Below are 19,399 nucleotides of genomic sequence, written 5' to 3' on the forward strand. Positions count from 1 at the left end.
GCTTCCTGACCGGGTAGAACCACCCGGTCAGGTGACCTGTTCTTCGCCACGAGGTGAGGCGGCAGGTGAAACAGCGGGCTCACGCGATCAGCCGGTGTAATACAGCTGATCGCTGACCTGAGCGGCAGTCGCGCCCTTGAACAGGATGCCGTACTCGCCGGCTTCCGCGGCATAGGTGTAGTAGAGGTAGGCTCCCTCCTGGGTGTCGATCAGCTTCATGCGGCCCTCCACGGCGACGGGCAGGCCGACGAGATCGATCCCATCCTCGAAATCCCCGATCGTGTCCAGCTGCCCCGGACCGAACCCGTCGTTCATCATAAAATAGTCGAGCCCAAGACCGCCATAGAGCGTGTCATCGTCGTGGCCGCCGATCAGCCGGTCCGTGCCGCTGCCGCCGTAGAGCACATCGTTGCCTGCCGCGCCGAACAGCAGGTCGTCACCACTGCCGCCGAAGAGCAGGTCGTCGCCGGAGGAGCTCACGAGCGCATCGTCGCCCTCCCCACCGCGCAGCGTGAACGCCGCGCTTCCGATCGCATGAAGCTGATCGTTGCCCGCATCGCCAAAGGCAACGGAGCCGTCGGCGCCGGTCAAATAGACGACGTCGTCGCCTTCCCCGCCGTAGACGATGTCGCGACCGGGCCCCGACAGAATGGTGTCGTTGCCGGCGCCACCGAAGATGCGGTCATCCCCGGCACCGCCGTCGATGTAGTCTGCTCCCGCCCCGCCGGACACGCGGTCGTTGCCGAGCCCCCCGGTGATGCGGTCGCTGCCATCACCGCCATCGATCCCGTCATCTCCGTCGCCACCGTCGATCCGGTCGTTGCCGGCCCCGCCGTCGATCCGGTCGGCGCCGGCGCCGCCGCTCAGCAGGTCGTCGCCAATGCCGCCGTTGAGCGTGTCGGCGCCATCGCCCCCGTCGATGACATCGTCGCCCGCACCGCCGTCGAGCCCGTCGTCCCCGGCCCCGCCGAGCAGATGGTCGTTGCCGGCATCACCCCGAAGGCTGTCGGCGCCATCGCCGCCGTCGGCGATATCGTCGCCCTCTCCACCTTCGATCCGATCATTGCCGAGGCCGCCGTACAACCGGTCGTTCCCGCGGCCGCCGAAGAGCAGGTCGGCCCCGTCCTCGCCCCGGGCTATGTCGTCGCCGTCCCCGGAAAGCACGATGTCGTTGCCGGCGCCGGCACGAACCTCGTCCGGCCTCTCGCACCCGAACAGCACATCCGGCCCGGCGCTGCCCACGACGAAGCATGTGTGGCCCGAAGGCTCATAGCGCACCGTGTTGTCGGTGCTGGTGGAGGCAAGGCTCACGTTGCCGGCCGCGTCGGCCGCCGCCCCGGCGCCGATTGACGCCACGACGCTGCCGCTCGAGGCCATGCCCGTGACCGACACGGTGTAGGCGGCGCCGCTACCCGCGACCTTCGCCACGAGGCTGCCGCCGGCCGTCGATCCGGCCAACGAGATGTCGCCGGCGTCGAAGCCTGTCACCGTCTCGCTGAACACCACGTCGAACACGATGGGGCTTCCCTTGGTCGGATCGCCCTGCGCCGCCGCTTGGTTGATCGTGACCGACGGCGACGTCACGTCGCCTCCCGGCGCGTACGCCACGGTGTTGTCGGCGCTGGTTGAGGCGAGGCTCACGTTGCCCGCCGCGTCGGCCGCCGCCCCGGCGCCGATTGACGCCACCACGCTGCCACTCGAGGCCATGCCCGTGACCGACACGGTGTAGGCGCCGCCGCTGCCCGCGACCTCCCCGACGAGGGGGCCACCGGCCGTCGAGCCGGCAAACGAGATATCGCTCGCGTCGAAGCCCGTCACCGTCTCGCTGAACACCACGTCGAACCGGATCGCGCCGCCATCTGCCGGATCGGCCTGGCCCGCCGCCTGGTTGATAGTTACCGACGGCGCGGTCACGTCACCGCCGCCGACGCTCAATGTCACGGTGGCGACGTCACTCGTGTCGGTGCCGTCATCAGCCCTGTAGGTGAAGCTGTCCGTCCCGCTATAGCCCGCGTCAGGCGTATAGGTGAACGAGCCGTCCGCGTTCAGCGTCAGCGCGCCGTGCTCGGGCGCCTGCGCCAAGACGGCCGCCAGCGCATCGCCGTCCGCGTCCGTATCGTTGTCGAGGAGGCCGTCCGCCGCCGATAGGGTCAGCGCGGTGCCCGCCGGGGCCGTGTAGGCGTCGGCAGCCGCGACCGGCTTGTCGTTGACGCCGACGAGGGTGATGGTGACGTCCTGCGTATCGGTGCCGCCCCTACCGTCGTCGAGTGTCAACGCGAAGATGTCCACGTAGGCCTCGCCCGCCCCCAGCGGCTTCAGCAGGCTCTCGGCGACCGTATAGGTCCAGTCGACCTCGCCGGTGACAGCGCCGGTGGAATCCGTGACGAGCAGGGGCGTCAGCATGCCACGCGCCAAGCCCTGCGGGGCCGCCGTGACGGTGTGGGTGTCGGTCGTGTCCTCGTCCGAGAAGTAGACCCTGCCCGAAGCTGATTGGGATGTCTGCTCCGAGGTATCGGTCAGCGTCGCCGTCGTGATCGATGGCATCGCCGGCGCGCCGAGGTCCTTCACAAAGATGTCCGCGCCGAGGTTGGTGTCGCCGGACACGAGGTTGAAGGCCGAGGACGCGAACACGACCCTGGTGCCATCCGGCGAGAAGCCGGGCTGGAAGCTGCCGGCGCTCACCTCGCCGCCGTCGGCGGTCGTGGACACGCGTGTCACCGCGCCGGTCGTGAGGTCCTTGACGAAGACGTCCTGCGCCCCGTTGGTGTCATCGGGAACCAGATCGTAAGCCAGCGAAGCAAAGACCACTTTGGTCCCGTTCGCCGAGAAGGTGGGATCGAAGCTCGCGGCTGCGAGACCGGAGTGGCTCTGTGCTCCGGTGGCGCTCGTCGACACGCGCGTCACCAACCCGGTGATGAGGTCCTTCACGAAGACGTCGTCAACGGCGTTAGTATCGTCGGCCACGAGATTTGTGGCACCGGATACGAACACCACCTTGGTGCCGTCCGGAGAGAAGGCGACATTGGAGCTGTAGTTGTTTCCCGATACGTGAGCGGCGTTGCTGGAGATCAACGTCACCGCGCCGGTCACGAGGTCCTTGACGAAGATATCCTGAACGCTCTTGTCGTCGCCCGAAACGAGCGTACGCGCCCCGGACTGGAACGCCACCTTGGTTCCGTCAGGCGAGAACACCGGCCTCCGGCTCGCGAGATCACCCTGCTCGCCGGCAGCGCCCGTCGACACGCGGCTCACCACGCCTGTGACGAGGTCCTTCACGAAGATGTCGGACGCGCTGTTGGTGTCGTCGGCAACCAGGTTGCCGGCGTCGGACTCGAAGGCCACCTTGGTGCCGTCGGCCGAGAAGATGGGGTTGTAGCTGCCGGCGTTCCCCTGCTCGCCCGCAGCACCGGTCGACACGCGCGTCAAGGCGCCGGTGGCAAGGTCCTTCACGAAGATGTCGGCGACGCTGTTGGTGTCGCCGGCGACGAGGTTGTAGGCCGCGGAGGAGAACGCGATCTTGCTGCCGTCCCGGGAGAAGGCGGGGTCGGAGCTGCCGATGTTTCCCGGCACCCCGGCGGAATCGGCGTTGACGAGAGTCAGGGTGCCGGTGACGAGATCCTTCAAGAAAACATCGCCGCTGTTGCCGGTGAAGGCGTTGGACGAGAACGCGACCTTGGTCCCGTCGGGCGAGAAGACGGGATCCCCGCTATTGCCGGCGCCCTGGACCCCGGCCGTGTCCGTCGAAACCCGCACGATGCCGCCGCCCGTCCCGGGCTTCTCGTCCTCGAATGCCGGCGCGTGATTCCCGGATGTATCGGGCGTGATGGTGAGGGAAACGGTGGCGGCCTCGCTGTCGGCCGCGCCGTCGCTCGCCTTGTAGGTGAAGCTGTCCGTCCCACTGTAGCCGGCATCCGGCGTGTAGGTGAACGAGCCGTCGTCGCTCAGCGTCAGCGTGCCGTGCTCCGGCTTCTCCACCAGCGCGGCCGTCAGCTCATCGCCGTCCACGTCGGTGTCGTTGGCGAGCACGCCGTTCGCCGGCGATACGGCGAGCAGCTTGCCGGACACCGCGGCGTAGCTGTCCCCCGCCGCGTCCGGCACGTCGTTGACCGCGGCGACGGCCAGGTTCACGGTGACGGGCGCCGCCGCCTCGCTGCCGTTGCTCGCGGCGTAGGCGAAGCTGTCCGCACCGGCATAGTTCGCATCGGGCGTGTAGGTGAACGAGCCGTCGGCATTCAGCGTGACATCGCCGTGGGCCGCGCCCGCGACGAGGGCGACGGTCAGCGATGCGCCGTTCGGATCGAGATCATTGGCGAGTACGCCCCCGGCGGCGGCGACCGTGAGCGCCTCGTCCTCCTTGGCCGCATAGCTATCGGCCACCGCGATCGGCGCCCCCGTATCTGCAATCTCCACCACGAGCGGCGGCACGGGCAGGCCGTCGAAGCGCGGATCCTCGCTCTCGACGAGGATGTCGATGGGGTTGAACTCGATCCCCTCCAGGATGCCGTCGTTCGGCGCCTGGATGGCCAGGTTGAAGGTGAGCGGATCGCCCGGCTTGAGGGTTCTTACCAGCGCGACGCCCGGCCCGTTGCCCAGGTCGAGGTCGTCGTCGGTGCGGAAGGTCAGCGTGACGGGCTTGGCCAGGCCCCCTGCCGAGCCGGCGTGGAGCGTGACGGGCCACAGTACGGCCTGCCCCCCTTCCACGACTCTTGGGCCCTCGATCGTGCCCTGCCCCTGCCACGTCACCCACGGCGCCTCGGCACCGGCTCCGCCGCCGCCGCCGTCGCCGTCGACCACCCTGAGGGACCCGGCCTTGATGAGAATGCCGCTGTCGAGAAGCGCGTCGCGGACATCCTTCACCTCGACCTCGAGCACGTTCTCGACGCCCGGCGTGACCGGGGCGGCGAAGGTGAGCACCTTGGTGAAGGCGTCGGCGCGGGTGAGATCGCTCGCGCCGCCCGAACCGGGCGCGTTGAGGATCAGGTCGGGATGGGTCAGGCCGTTGGCGGGCATCAGCGCGTAGAGACTGGCCGCAGCGCCGTCGGACAGGGCCGCCATGTTCACGCCGTTGATCGAGATCGAGACGGCATCGCCGAGCGCCGCGCCGGCGAACTGCGGCAACTCCTCTGAGAACAAAGCGAACTCGAACTGCAGCGTGTCGACGCCGGCTTCCGGAGTGAACCTGTAGGTGAGCTTGGTGGTATCGCCTTCGATTCCCGCAGCGCCCAGATCGGTGCTGAGGTCGGCTTCGGGTCTGACGAGAGAGGACGACACCGAGATGTCGCCGGCCAGTTGCTCGTCGGTACCGGCGGGCGTCTCGGCGACGTAAAGATACAAAGGACCGTCCGAGTTGACCGCCGCTTTCAGATTCAGCGCGAGCGAGCCCCCGTCGCCGAGCGTGAGAAAGCCGTCGTCGATCCCGTCTGCACCGGGCCGGTCGTCAAACTCGCCGAGCCTGGCATAGCCATTGTCGAGCAACCCATTCACCTGCCCATGAAAGTTCGCGGCATCGTGAAGATCGCGCCATGTACCCGGGACGAGAATGGCGCCCGGTACACTGCCGCCCGGCGTATTGCCGAAGTCGAAGACATCCAGCCGCAGCGCCGGATCGTTGAGGTTCACGGCAAGCGCGGCGCCCGGTGTTCCTTCGATCTTCGTCGCGCTGAACATCAGAGCGTTGAGATCAAACCCGCTGAATGCACCGGAGCTGCCACCCTCCTGGCTGTTGCTGTCCCGTAGCGTCAAAGACCTGATGTCGATGCCGAGGCCCGACAAATCGGCACGGTAGATGCTGTTGTCATTGAATGTTCCGATCGCCTCGAAGCGGAGCGGAATGGATGTGCCGGGTGCCTCGCTGACGTCGCTCGTATTCGGGCCGAACAAGTCGTCGACCTTGCCCGTGGAGAGCACGATACCGGAGCCGATGCCGAAGGGATCGTCGCCGTCCACGACGCCGAAGGCATTGCCGTTGCCTTCGATCGTCAGGCTCGTGCTGCCCGCGACGACCCCCGATCCCATGGCGAGCGTGGCGAGCAATTGCGAGGGATCGCTCTGCTGGCTCACCCAGGACACGGCCGCCGTCGCCGGTGCGTCCGTCACCTGAGCGGTGGCTGTCGTGGCGGCCGATATCGCCCCTGCCGCTTTCGCAGGCGTTGCGGCATCGACGGGCAGATTGGCGGCCCCGGCGGCAGCCGTGCCCCCCGTATCGGCCAGGGCGGCGAAACCTCCGCCGCCGAAGTCGAAATACTCGTAGGTGACATAGCCGGCGCTAAGATTGAAGCCGGCAAAATTAACGACCTGGCCAACAAGCTCGTCGTTGCTCGGGTTCGTACCGTCGATACGATAGATGAAGGCGGAGTTGGAGAATACGACGGTGCGATACTCGCTGGCAAAGCCATACAGCTGGATGACGTCGCCCTCGGCCGGATTGAAATCCATGACGACGCCGCGATTGAGCGAGCTCTTGCCGGGGTCGCCATCGCTGTAGTCGGGCCCGAGGCCGTCACCCAGCACGAACACGTCGGCGCCGGCGCCCCCGGTCAGCAGGTCGACGTCGGTGTTGTTCTCCAAGTAGTCGCCGATGAGGTAGTCGTTTCCGTCGCCACCATAGAGTTCGTCATCGCCCGAATATCCGCGGAGGACATCGTTGCCCCCGCCTCCTCGCAGGATATCGTCGCCGCGCCGCATCGGGAGAATGTTGAACCCTTGCGGCGGATCGAGTGCCGCAAACGTGCCGGTGAGCGAGTCACCTTCATTGGTGCCGGTGACGTCCAGCCGCTCGATATCGCTGAAGATGACCTTGTCGAGGCCATTCAGGCTGGGATCGCTGCTGACGGAGACATAGACGCCATTGGTAGTACTGACGTCGGCATAGGCGTAACTTATAATTTCTCCAGGCGCGACGTCTTTCCGAAGAGTGATTCCAGTATAGATGCTTTCGGACGTGCCTTCGACGTGAGAGCCAGGCTCGAGGGACGAATAGTCGAGCACGAGGACGTCCCCCTCGGCGCCGTAGTAGGCCGCCTCGTCGGCGACCTCGAAGAAGCCGGTGCCCGCGGCCTGGACGAGGCCGTTCATGTCACGCCCGCCCACGACCGTGTCCTTGCCCAGGCCGGGCGTCATGCGGTCGCTGCCGTCGCCGGCGTTGAAATAATTGTCGAGCCGGCCGAGCTGCTTCAGCGTGTCGTTGCCGCTTCCCGTGTAGACGTTCTTGAGGACCTCGAACTCCATGATGCGCGCGTTCGCGGTCTCAAAGTTCGTGCCGCGGAACTCTCCCTGCCAGAGCGTACTGTCCAGCGTGATGTTCTGCGTGAGCGCGGCGACCGACACGGACAAGGTATCGATGCCGCTGCCGCCATAGAGGAAGAAGGTCCCCGCGCCAGCCGTGGCGGCCAGCGCCCCGAACGTGTTGGCCCCATAGGTCACCTGGTCGTTGCCGGCACCGGCGCGCACCACGTCGGCCCCCTGGCCGCTCACGACGATGTCGTCGCCGTCGCCGGTGTCGATGATGTCGTCGCCGCCGCCGCCACGGATCTCGTCGGCCTTGATGGTGCCGGTGACCGTCAGGGCCTCGATGTTGCTGAACTCCACCTTGTCGAGGGTCGTGAGCATCGCCGCGTCGGCACGGGAGAGGCTCCCGAGTCCCGGAGCACCGCCCAAGTTGAAGCCACCCTTGACGCCGCCGCCGAAATCGTCGCGCGAATAATCGACCACGAGGCGGTCGACGCCGCCGCGGCCGTCGACGACATCCGCCTCCGCGGTCCCGCTCAGGCCGGGGTCGATCTCGTTGGCGCCAGCGTCGCCAAGGAGCCTGTCGGTGAAATCCGAGCCGCGGAGGTTCTCGACCGTCTCGAACGTATCGCCCTCCGCGTCGAACTGGCGCCCCGTCCCGGCCAGATCCGCGACCACGCCCCCCGGAGAGCTGCTGTAGTCGGCCACGTCGTTTCCGATGCCGCCGACCAGACGGTCGGCACCGGCGCCGCCGATCAGCGTGTCGTCGCCGCCTCCACCGTTGACGGTGTCCGCCCCGTCGAGGCCCCAGATCGTGTTGTTGCGGTTGTCGCCCGTGAGGTTGTCGCCGAAGCCCACGAGGTTGGTGCCCTTGAGATCCTCGAAGGTGCTGAAGCCGTCGACCGGATCACTCTCGACCGCGTTGCCGTCGTCGTCGGTGGACACGAGACGGCGCGCCCGCTCCAGCGTGTCGGGACCGGTTCCGGCGCCCAGATCGACCGCAATCCCGCCTCCCGCATAGTACTCGTAGGAGAGCAGGTCCCGGCCCGGATCGTGGATGTACCCTCCGCCGTTGAGCGTATCCCCGTCGGCATAGGCAAAGATGACGTCGTCGCCCTCCCCGCCTGTGACGGTGTCCGTGCCCAGGTAGCCGGTCAGGCGATCGTTGCCGAGGAAGCCGTCGATCCGGTTGTTCTTGGCGTCGCCGAAGATCTCGTCGTCGTTGCCGGAGCCCTGCACGTGCTCGATGCTGACGAGGATGTCGCCCTGCGCATCGCCGCCCCAGGCGATGCCTCGACCGAGATCGATGTGCACGGCGCCCCAAGAGCTGAGATAGCTCGTCCCGTCGCCGACATTGCCCTTCCCGTCGTCCTCCTCGCCGCGGCCGTCGATGTAATCGGCGCCGGCGCCGCCGAGAAGAAAATCGTTGCTCTTGCCGCCGATCAGGGTGTCGTTGCCCTCGCGTCCCTCCAGGGTCGAGGCTTGCTCGGGATTGGCGATGAGGGTGTCATGCCCCCTGGAGCCGATGATGTACTCGATATTCCTCAGCACATCGCCCGCGGCGTCGCCGGTCCTGCCGTGGAACTCGTAGCCGGACCCAACCTTGACGGCTTCGAACACCACGCCGGCCGACGAGGTCTCGTAGCTCACCTGGTCGGTCCCCTCGCCGCCGTCGAGCGTGTCGGCGCCGGCTCCGCCCTCGAGCACGTCGTCGCCGCTGCCGCCGCTGAGCACGTCGTTCCCGCCGTTGCCGACGAGGTAGTCGTCGCCGACGCCGCCGTCGAAGGTGTCCCCGCCGCCGCCGCCTGCCATCAGGTCGTTGCCGACGCCGCCGGTGACGGAGGAGTCCACCGTCACGTCGCGGGCGATGACCAGGGTATCGTCGAGCGCACCGAGATCGCCCTTGATGAGATGGATCGGCTCGGCCGCGGCGCCGAAGCGCTGGGTGACCCCGAATGCCGTGATGTCGAGCCCGGGCACGACAGGCCCGACCACCGCCGTGTCGGGGAACAGGCCGGTGTTGGTCACGTCGCGCGCCAGGCGGATCTCGTAGTATTCCGGCGTCGTGGCGTCGTTGCCGGCGACGGGCCCGCCTACGTTGTCGTTCAGCAATCGCTCGCCGGCGCGGCCGCCGGTGTTGAGCACCAGGTCGGTGACGGCGAAGCCGGGAGCCGCAAGGGTGGCGAGGCCCTGGCCCGGCGGGCTGGACGGCTGGTCGGACTTCGGCGGGCAATCGATGAGATCGAAGTCGGCGAGCGTGGTGCTGGCCAGCGGGATCGTTTTCGAGAACGAGAACGGGCCGAAGCCGAACTTGAGCTTGACCTGCACATCGGCGGTGACCTTCCCCGTGAGCGGATCGAGGAAGCAACCGGCGAGGTCCGTGCCGCGGATCTTGCCGTCCTGACCGTCAAAGTAGTCCGGGTTGAAGTACCCCTCGAGGCCGAAGCCGATGCCGCCGGTCACCGAGGCCCGCACCACCACGGCGTTGAGCGCCACACCCGCTCCAACCCGGGTATCGAGGTCGCCGACCGGCTCGAACCCCGTCGGGTTGACCTTTGGATCGAGCGCGCCGGATCGGGCGTCGGTGGTGAAGAAGATGCCGTCCGCAAAGTTGCCGGTGGCGAGGCCCCGGGTATCGTAGCCGATGTCGAAGTCGATCTGGGCCTTGATATCGCCCTCGAGCGTCAGCGCGATCGGCCCGAGGATGGGGAAATCCTGCTGCCAGTGCTTTTCGAGCTCGAGCGCCGGCAGATCGTAGCTGACGAGCGTGACGCCAGCTTCGTTGTTGAACAGCAGATCGATGATGAGGCTGGGGTTGTCGAGGATCGGGATCTCGAGGCCGCTCTCGGCGAGGAAGTTGTTCTTGAGATCGGCCCCGAGCGCGTCGAAAAATCCGTTGCCGGCGATCAGCTCATCGAGCGCATCTTGCGCCTCGCCGGCGCTCAGCCCGGTGAAGTTCTTGAGCGAGCCGGCCGGATCGAACGGGTCGGCGGCGAGGGCGATGTCGCCCAGGTTGATGGCGCCCACCTCGCCGACATCCTCGCCGAGGCTGCGGATCAGGGCGATCATGGCAAGCGCGTCGTAGAGCGGGACATCGCCGTTCAGCGCGGCCAGGTCCACGAGGCTGATGACTCCGTCCCCGCCGGTGAGCCGCGGCACCTTGTCCAGGGCGTCGAAGATCGACGGCACGGCGCGGGCCAGGCCGTCGATCAACGGGACCGGCCCGGTGGTGACGTCCAGGATGGTGCCGAGCGGCTCGGTGTCGAGGATCTCGGAGATCTCGCCCAAGGTCCCGGCGAAGATCCCGAAGAACGAGCCCACGTCGATGGTGATGTCGTTGAAGGCGATGGATGGATCTGCCGCGAGGGACGAGTAGTCCACCACGAGGTCGAAAGAGATCTCCGGGAACAGATCGGCAAAAACGCCTGCATCGTCCGGCACATCGGTCACGACCTTGAGCGCGACGTTCGCCTGCCCGGCGGCGCTGGTCGGCACCAGGTCGGCGCCGGCCAGGGCGGCGGCGGCTCCATTGGGTAGATCGAGCGACAGGTTCAGCTCGATCTCGGGCCTGGCCGGATCCTTGTCCTCCACGATAATGTCGAGGGCCCCGAGCCTGGCGTCGATGCTGCCGGACGGAAGGGAGGCGGCCAGGCTGACCTTCAGCTCGTCCGTGCCCGTCTCGACCAGCTCCAGTGCGCCCGTCGCTCCATCGATTTCCAGGGCGACATCGAGCTCGGAGGCCAGCGTCGCGCCCAGCGCCAGGTTGAGATCGAGACCGGTGCCGACGACCACGCTGCCGAGGTCGACGGCGGCCGAGCCGAGCCCCTGGCTGCCCTGGGCCGTCAAGCCGATGCTGATGTCGCCGCCCGATACGGCCGCCGTGACGCCGCCGATCCCGGCGAGCGCCGCCACGATGTCATCGGGCGAGGCGTTGGGATTCTGGGCCGCGAGGCCGGCCAAGGCCGAGACCATCGCATCCCGCAACTCCCCGAACAGCGCCGCGCCCGCGCCATTGGCGGACACCGCCCCGATCAGAGGCAGGTCCTGTTGCGCGACCTCGGCGTCGATGGTCGCGCCAAGATTCTGAAAGAACGCCTCGATCTGGTCCTTGGTGGACGCAGCGGTGATCGCCATGGCTGGGGCCCTTGCGAGCATCGGCTCGAACGAGCCCCAGTCTAACGGGCGCGGTCGAACCGGCGTCCACCAAACGGTGGAGCCGGTCAGGCTTTCTTCGCGCTTTGCTGGAGGCCCGCGGCCACTGCTGCGCGCGTGACCCGCCGATCGTGGCTGGCGCCCGAGCGCTTCGCGATCGGGTGGGATCCCTCAATCGCAAGAGCAGCGCTCCAGATGAAAAAGGTTTTGAGCATTTCTCCGCCATTGGATGACCTCGTCCAATGGCGAAAGGCTCTACCGGCTCACCAGGGAGGTCACGCTGGCATAGCGGTCGATGCGGCGGTCCATCATCTCGATGAGCTTCTGATAAACCTCGGCGACCGTCTTGGCCTGAAGCTTGCGGCGGTGGCGCGTGTAGAACAGGTTGATGTTCGCCCTCGCCGCCTTCGGGAATATCTTCGCAGCGCGTTCGTCAGGACTGTCGTTCAGCAGCTGCATGAAACGAGCAGCGGCGTCGAAACCCAGGAAGTGGCACAGATAATACTCCGGCTTGCTCAGGTCGCGCCCGATCCGGGCCGACACGTCGGCCCGGTCGCGCTTGAGCATCTCGGCGGCCATTACGGCGGATAGATAGGGGTCGCGGCGGATCGCCAGGATCCGCTCGCGCTCCGCCGGCTCGACCTTGACCTTGTCGGCAGCGAACTCGATCTTCGCCGCCTCTTCGCCGAGGCCGTGGATCGGGCCGAACTCCTTGACCGCCTTCAGCCAGGTCTTGTCGATGAACTGGAACATGCCCTCGGCGCTGGAGGTCGGCGCCTTGGCGTGCGCGGAAAAGCTCGACTCCTTGTCGGCCAGCGCCATCAGGTAGACCGGATCGACCTTCGTCCGGGCTCCGGCGCGCCAGACGGTCTCGACCACGTCGCGCCGGACCTGGACCGAACCGAACCGTAGCGTCTCGTTGGGATCGGGCTCCGGTTGCAGCGCGAGCAGCGGTTGTTCGGCGACGGCCGCGGGCAGCGGCAGCATCGCCTGCACCGACGGCGGCAACGACGACCTGATGATGGCGGCGAGCTTGACCACGTCGAAGCCCGCCTCGGCGTCATCGTAGGCGCCATGGGCGCTGGCGGGCGAAGGCTGTGCGCTGGGCCCGACCGCAGCGGCCAGGCCGACGGCGACCAAGGGGAGCGCCAACAGGCTCAGCGGCGAGCGTCGCCCCCGTCGCCGCGATGCACGCCGATGTCGTGAGGTGGAACGTTTGCCCGTGCTGGGCTCGAGCCAGATGATGTGGTCGTCATCGAGGGCGATCGCGGCGAGAACCGCATCACTCTGCTTACGCGTCAATCCGTAGAACCCCGCCCGTTGCTGCGCCGCGCTCGTTCACGGCGCGCTTTGTTGCAAGGCCCCTTGGAGGAGCGATGTGGCGAGAATGGGCCGCATTAACCATACCGTCACAATGGCCGCAGGGCTTGTCCCCAGCTTAGCCGTGTGCGCTGCCGCACAAGCCGGACCGGCGCACGTCGCCACGCTCTTCGAAGTCGGCCGCGGCACAAATATCTGCACCCGCGGCGGGGATTTTCCCGTTTCCCCACAACAAGTCTGGGAAATTGCCATGAGCGCAGATGCCACGTCCCTGTTTACGCCGTTTCAGCTCGGCGACCTGACGCTGCCGAACCGGATCGTGATGGCGCCGCTGACGCGCAATCGCGCCACCAAGGACACCAGCGCAGCGCACGAGTTGACGGCGCGCTACTACGCGCAGCGCGCCTCGGCGGGCCTGCTGATCACTGAGGCGTCGCAGATTTCCCAACAGGGACAAGGCTATATCTGGACGCCGGGGATCTACAGCGACGCCCAGGTGGCGGGCTGGCGCACCGTCACGGAGCGGGTGCACGCAGCGGGCGGACGCATCTTCATCCAGCTCTGGCACGTGGGCCGGATCTCACACACATCCCTCCAGCCGGGACACGGCAAGCCCGTCGCCCCCTCCGCCATCGCGGCCAACACCAAGACCTTCCTGGAGAGCGGATTCGCACCGGTGTCCGAGCCTCGCGCGCTCGAGACGAGCGAGATCGCGGGCATCGTCGCCGACTTCAAGGCGGCCGCTGAGAACGCCAGGCGGGCGGGCTTCGACGGCGTCGAGATCCACGGCGCCAACGGCTATCTGCTCGATCAGTTCCTGAAGGACGCGACCAACCGACGCACCGACGCATACGGCGGCTCGATCGAGAACCGCGTGCGCCTGACGCTCGAGGTGGTCGAGGCGGTCACCAGCGTGCTGCCGAAGTCTCGCGTCGGTATCCGTATCGCGCCGGTATCGCCGGCCAACGACGTCGACGATTCCGATCCGCAGCGCTTGTTCACCCATCTGGCGCGGGAGCTCGGCCGTTTCGAGCTCGGCTACCTGCACGTCGTCGAAGGGGCGACAGGCGGCCCGCGCGACAACAAGCCGTTCGACTACGGCGCCCTGCGCAAGGCCTTCGGCGGCGCCTACATGGCCAACAACGGCTACACCCGCGAGCTCGCGGCCGAGGCGGTGTCCTCGGGCAAGGCCGATTTGGTGGCCTTCGGCAAGGCCTTCATCTCCAATCCCGACCTGGTCGAGCGCCTGCGCGTCGGCGCGCCGCTCAACGAGCCGGACAAGTCGACCTTCTATGGCGGCAGCGCGGAAGGCTACACCGACTATCCGACGCTCGACCGCGCCGCCTGAGCCGAGCCGCTCCGCTGGGGCGTTGCAGACAGGCAGGCCTCAGCTCTCGACAATCCGAGGCGCCTCTCTCCGATCGAGCGCTCCCGCCCGATCGGCAAGCGCTCCGGGCCCGGCCCGGGCGGACGCGTGGCGGAACAGCGCGTCACAGAGCAGGTAGAGCAGCAGCGCGTTGAGGCTGTGCCACAGGAAGTGGGTGCCGACGGGAACCGTGGCGCATACCGCCTGGTCGATGGTGCGGAATATGAGCGACATGCCGAAGACTGCGGCGGCTGCCAGCAGGCGGTAGCCGCTGGCAGCCGCCGCAGGCCTGGCGATCAGCAGGCAGCCGATGACCAGCATGGCGAGCGCGGCCGGCAGATAGTCGAACGAGCCGTTGAGCGGATCGCCGCCCCGCGCCCGCGCCCAGCCGCTCCACAGCATCCCTGCCCCCACCGACGCCGCCTCGTACAGCACCGTCGCCGCGACCGCGCCCCCCAGCCGAGGCCGAAGAACGTGCGCATGGCGAAAGCGAAATAGACGAGGATGAACAGGGCGATCGGAATGACGTCGGCCAGCAGTGACCAGCGGTTGGCGAAGGTGTGGAACAGGAAGCTGCCGACGCCGATGACCACCAGCAGGCCGACGAGGACGACCGCGCCCGGCCCTGCCGACCCCGTGGCGGCGGCGCGGCGCGCGGCAAAGGCGGCGGCGATCAGAAAGGCCCCGTTGGAAACCGCATTGAACGGCTCGGCCCAGAAGTCGGGACTGCAGCGCTCGCAATAGGCGTCGATCGGCGTCCACCAGCCCTGGTCCATGGCCCCTCTCTGCCGCAGCGCTTCGTATTCGCTCCATGAGGTGCTATGCGGCCGCTCGCGGAAACGTCAGCTCGCCGGCCGGAGCCCCAAGCCTTGATGCGCATCGCCACCTGGAACGTCAATTCAGTCAAGCAGCGGCTGGAGCACCTGACCGGCTTCCTGAAGGACGTTAAGCCGGACGTGCTCTGTCTCCAGGAGATCAAATGCGTCGATGAGGCCTTCCCCGCGGCCGAGGTGGCGGAGCTCGGCTACAATGCCGCGGTGCACGGCCAAAAGGGCTTCAACGGCGTCGCCATCCTGTCCCGCCTCCCGCTCGAGGATGTCCGGCGCGGGCTTCCGGGCGATGAGAGCGATGCCCAGTCGCGCTACATCGAAGCGGTCGTCTCGGTGCCGTCCGGGGCGGTGCGCGTCGCCTCCATCTACCTGCCCAACGGCAATCCGGTGGGAACGGAGAAGTTCGCCTACAAGCTCGCCTGGATGGAACGGCTCGGCGAGCACATGCGGTCGGTCCTGGCGCTGGAGGAGGCCGCCGTCTTCGGCGGCGACTACAACGTGATCCCCGATGCGCGCGACGCCAAGGACCCGGCTGCCTGGACCGGCGACGCGCTGTTCCAGCCCGAGAGCCGGGCGTTCTACCGCGCCTTCCTCAACCTCGGCCTCACCGACGCGCTGCGCGCCTGCCGCGACGAGGGCGGGCTCTACACCTTCTGGGATTATCAGGCGGGCGCCTGGCAGCGCGATTTCGGCATCCGCATCGACCATCTGCTGCTGACGCCCCGTGCCACCGACCGCTTGCGCGGCGTCGACATCCACAAATCGCTGAGGGCCCTGCCCAAGCCCTCGGACCACGTGCCGGTTGCCGCCGACCTCGATCTTTGACCGAGGCGATCGGTCGGCGTGCTAGAGCGGGATGTTTTCTCTTCGAATCATCCCGCTCTAAGTCTTTGTTTTGAGCATGATCTTGTCCAAAAACCGGTGTCCACTTTCTGGGATCATGCTCTAGCATGCGCGAGCTTGGGCAGGTGAGGCCGCCGATGGCGAGGACCTGGAGGCTCGGACGGAAGCTGATCACCGGCGTGGCCACGGCGCTCGTGGCGGCGACGCTGGCGATCACGCTGATCCTGACCGACTCGCCGCAGGTGCGGGCGCTCCGCAACCTGGTGTTCGACAATTATCAGCGCCTGTCGCCGCGGCCGTACGACCCGGCGACGCCAGTGCGTGTCGTCGCGATCGACGAGGAATCCCTCGCCAAAATCGGGCAGTGGCCGTGGCCGCGGAAGACCGTGGCCAAGCTGGTGGGCCGCCTGGGCGAGGCCGGCGCGGCGACGGTCGCGCTCGACATGATCTTCTCGGAAGCGGAGCGGCGCTCCGAGGAGGCCGGCGCCGCCGACGGCGACAAGGCGCTGGCCGAGGCCATCGGCCGCTACCCCGTGGTCATCGGCCAGGCGCTCGCGAACTCGGGCACGGCGCCGGTGGTCAAGGCGGGGATCGCCTTCGCGGGCGACGATCCGCTTCGCTTCGTGCCGCCGTTTGCCGGCGCGATCGTGCCGCTGCCGGCGCTCGCGGAGGCCGCGCAGGGCGTCGGAGCCCTGAACTGGGTGCCCGACCGCGACCTGATCGTGCGCCGCGTGGCGACGTTCTTCAACGTCGGCGGGCAGCTCGCGCCCTCATTGGCCATCGAGGCACTGCGGGTCGCGCAGCGAGCCTCCGGCGTGGTCATCAAGGCATCGAACGCCAGCGGCGAGACCAGCCTCGGGCAGCACACCGGCATCAACGCCATCAAGGTCGGAGCGTTCGAGATCCCCACCGAGAGCGACGGCTCGGTGCGCGTGCGCTACGCCGGCACGCACGCGGAGCGGTATATCCCAGCGTGGCGCGTGCTCGACGAATCGGTCGACCTGAGCGCGCTCGAGGGCACGATCGTCTTCGTCGGTGCGGCAGCGGCGGCGCTGGCCGACATCCGCGCCACGCCGATCGATGCGGTGGTCGCGGGCGTCGATGTGCACGCCGAACTGGTCGAGCACGTGCTGACTGGTGCCCGGCTCAGCCGCCCGGACTTTGGACCGGGGCTGGAATCGCTGCTGACCTTGGTGGGCTGCCTGGCGGTCGGCATCGCGGCCGTGCTGCTGGGCCCCTTCCCGGCCGCGGCGGCGACGATCCTGCTGCTCTCGGGCACGGTCGGCGCGAGCTGGTTTGCGTTTTCCGAGCGCGAGCTTCTCATCGACCCGGCGCTGCCGACGATCGCCATGGTCGGCACGTTCGCCGCCGCCGCGGTCGGCGCGCTCAGGCGCTCCGACCTCGACAAGCGGCAGATCCGTGAGGCCTTCGGCCGCTATCTCTCGCCCAGCATCGTCGAAGCCCTCGCCAACGACCCGACCAAGCTGAAGCTCGGCGGCGAGATCAGGCCGTTGACGGTGCTGTTCTCGGATATCCGCGGCTTTACCGCGCGCTCGGAGCAGCTGAGCGCCGAGGACGTGCTGCGGTTCCTGAACTCGGTGCACGCGCCGATGACCGAAGAGGTGCTGAAGTCCGGCGGCACCCTCGACAAGTTCATCGGCGACGGCCTCATGGCGTTCTGGAACGCGCCCATCGATGTGCCGGGCCATACGCGCGCTGCGCTGCGCTGCGCCCTCGCCATGCAGAAGGCCCTCGTCCTCATCGAGCGTGAATACCGCAAGGAGAGCGAGGCGGCCGGGCGGGAGCATCATCCCATCGCCATCGGCATCGGATTGCACACCGGCCCGGCCTGCGTCGGCAACGTCGGGTCGACCCGCCGCTTCGACTATTCCGCCATCGGCGACACGGTGAACACCGCCGCGCGGATCGAGCCGATGTGCAAGACCTACGGCATGCCGATCCTCGTTTCGGAAGAGGTGACCGACGCGGCGCCCGGCTTCGCCTATCTCCCCGTCGACGAAGTTCAGCTGCGCGGCCGGCAAAGAGCGTCGCACCTCTACGCCCTGCTGGGCGACGAGACAGCCGTCACCGAGGAATTCACCGCCTTTCGGGCGCTGCATCAGCAGGCTCTGGCGGCCTGCCAGGACGGCTCGGCCGACGCCGAGCTCCGCCTCGCGATGTGCGAGCGCCATGCGATGGGCGCCCAGCTCGCGGCCGTCTACCGGCTCTTGCGGGACAGGCTCGCCGCTAAACGGCTCGTGGTCGACACGATCGTGGACGCGCTTTAGGGCGGCGGCCCATTGGAGCACTTCTCTCCGATCAGATGAGCCATCTGACCCGGACATGCGCGAGAGCGGCGGCTCCGCGTCTCTCGACGCGTCAGCGCTGCATGTGCTGTTCGAGGTAGATCAAGGCGACCTGGCGGTCGTTGTCGCTCGCCGACGCGAAGGCCTTGTCGTGCATCTCGATGATCCAGGCCTCTTTCTGCGGGTCGGCGGCGTCACGGGCGAGCGTCAGCCACATCAAGCCGCGGGCGGCCTGGCGCGGCACGCCCTGCCCGTTCACCAGCAGGTGACCCAGCAGCGCCTGGGACGGCACGTGGCCCTTCTCGGCGGCGAGATTGAGCCAGCGGGCCGCCATCCTGGCGTCCTTGGTGCCGCCCTGGCCGTCGAGGTAAAGCCGCGCCAGGTTGTATTGCGCGTCGGCGTCGCCGTAGAACGACGCCGCGTACTGGAACATCTCGCGCGCACGGCCGAGGTTGGGCTTCACGTAGCTATTGGGAATGCCGTCCACGAAGTAGCCGCCGAGCGCGACGAAGGCATTCGAAACGAAGCGAGCGTTGGGCGAATCCGGGCCGTCGTCCGCATGGGCGTCGGCGATGCGGGAAAAGTACTCGAACGCCTTGAGGTCGTCGTGGGCGACGCCGTCGCCGTCCGCGTACATGCGGCCGAGCTTCCACAGCGCCGGCGAATGGCCTTTGGTCGCGGCATATTCGAGCGCCCGCACGGCGCCGGCCTTGTCGCCCGAATTGTAGTTGCGGATGCCGCTGCGGAACGCATCCCCCTCCGACTTGAAACTCGGGCCGGGGCCGGGGCCCGCGCCGGGGACTGGAATGGCGACAGCCGCCGACCCGCTCTGCGGCCGCGACGCGTCGAGCGCGAGCGCGGGACCGCCGCCCGCCAGCCCGGCGCACAGTCCGTATGCGAGGAGACTAAATGTCCGCATCGGATCGTTTTTCACCTGGACCGCAGGGACGGGCCATCACCCCGTCCTTCGCCGAACCGGCCGTCCGCACACGGACCCGGCGGTCCCTGAACTGAAGACGATGTCGCGCAGCCACCAGCCGCGACGCCGTTCCGCCGCGCGTCAAAGCCGTGGCATGGCTGGCGGGACGGTCAAGGTGCACGATCAGGCCCCTCCGTCGTCCGACGGCTCGGCAGCGTGGCCGTATCGATCGTGCGCGCGTCCATCCACCAGCTCCCCAGCGGCATGCCAGGTTGTCCATCCGACATGCCACGCACGGGTTAAGAAGCAATCGCCTTTCGGGGTACGAGACCGCGCATCAATACGCCTTCGTCCGTGCACGAAGGATGCGCAAAAACCAGCGGTCTCAAAGGCTTGCCTTCAGTCTCATTGACTGATCCCGGTTTATGGCGGCTTC

The 19,399-nt window shown here is 67.8% G+C and carries 8 protein-coding genes; 3 read left to right on the plus strand and 5 right to left on the minus strand.

The window, feature by feature from the left end; translation table 11 throughout:
• Positions 1-87: 87 nt before the first annotated feature.
• A complete protein-coding gene (locus ACZ5PO_RS29410) occupies positions 88-11,361 on the minus strand; it encodes an Ig-like domain-containing protein (protein WP_464185794.1) in 11,274 nt (3,757 codons plus the stop codon).
• 273 nt (positions 11,362-11,634) lie between these two features.
• Positions 11,635-12,531, minus strand: coding sequence for a transglycosylase SLT domain-containing protein (locus ACZ5PO_RS29415; RefSeq protein ID WP_464185796.1), 897 nt, complete (start codon positions 12,529-12,531; stop codon positions 11,635-11,637).
• Positions 12,532-12,949: 418 nt separating this feature from the next.
• Here ACZ5PO_RS29415 and ACZ5PO_RS29420 point away from each other — a divergent pair, with 418 nt between their 5' ends.
• Positions 12,950-14,047: an alkene reductase gene (locus tag ACZ5PO_RS29420; RefSeq protein WP_464185798.1), complete on the plus strand. Its 1,098-nt coding sequence runs from the start codon at positions 12,950-12,952 to the stop codon at positions 14,045-14,047.
• A gap of 39 nt (positions 14,048-14,086) precedes the next feature.
• On the opposite strand, the gene ACZ5PO_RS29425 is transcribed toward ACZ5PO_RS29420, so the two are convergent.
• The gene (locus tag ACZ5PO_RS29425) at positions 14,087-14,386 is read right to left on the minus strand and encodes a hypothetical protein (RefSeq protein WP_464185800.1); all 300 of its coding nucleotides are present in this window, start codon (positions 14,384-14,386) and stop codon (positions 14,087-14,089) included.
• On the minus strand, positions 14,362-14,841 hold the full coding sequence (locus ACZ5PO_RS29430) for a ceramidase domain-containing protein (protein ID WP_464185802.1): 480 nt from the start codon (positions 14,839-14,841) through the stop codon (positions 14,362-14,364). Before ACZ5PO_RS29430 ends, ACZ5PO_RS29425 begins: the two co-directional genes overlap by 25 nt.
• 96 nt (positions 14,842-14,937) lie before the next feature.
• Between ACZ5PO_RS29430 and xth the strand changes: the two genes are divergently transcribed.
• On the plus strand, positions 14,938-15,720 hold the full coding sequence (gene xth, locus ACZ5PO_RS29435; protein WP_464197106.1) for an exodeoxyribonuclease III: 783 nt from the start codon (positions 14,938-14,940) through the stop codon (positions 15,718-15,720).
• Positions 15,721-15,875: 155 nt separating this feature from the next.
• Positions 15,876-18,026, plus strand: a complete 2,151-nt coding sequence (locus ACZ5PO_RS29440; protein ID WP_464185804.1) for a CHASE2 domain-containing protein — start codon at positions 15,876-15,878, stop codon at positions 18,024-18,026.
• A gap of 91 nt (positions 18,027-18,117) precedes the next feature.
• Here the strand turns inward: ACZ5PO_RS29440 and ACZ5PO_RS29445 are convergent, their stop codons facing one another.
• Positions 18,118-18,963 carry a tetratricopeptide repeat protein gene (locus ACZ5PO_RS29445; protein ID WP_464185805.1) on the minus strand — a complete coding sequence of 282 codons (846 nt, stop codon included), beginning with the start codon at positions 18,961-18,963 and terminating at the stop codon, positions 18,118-18,120.
• Positions 18,964-19,399 lie beyond the last annotated feature (436 nt).

It is taken from the genome of Chelatococcus sp. KU-N122, assembly GCF_055391085.1.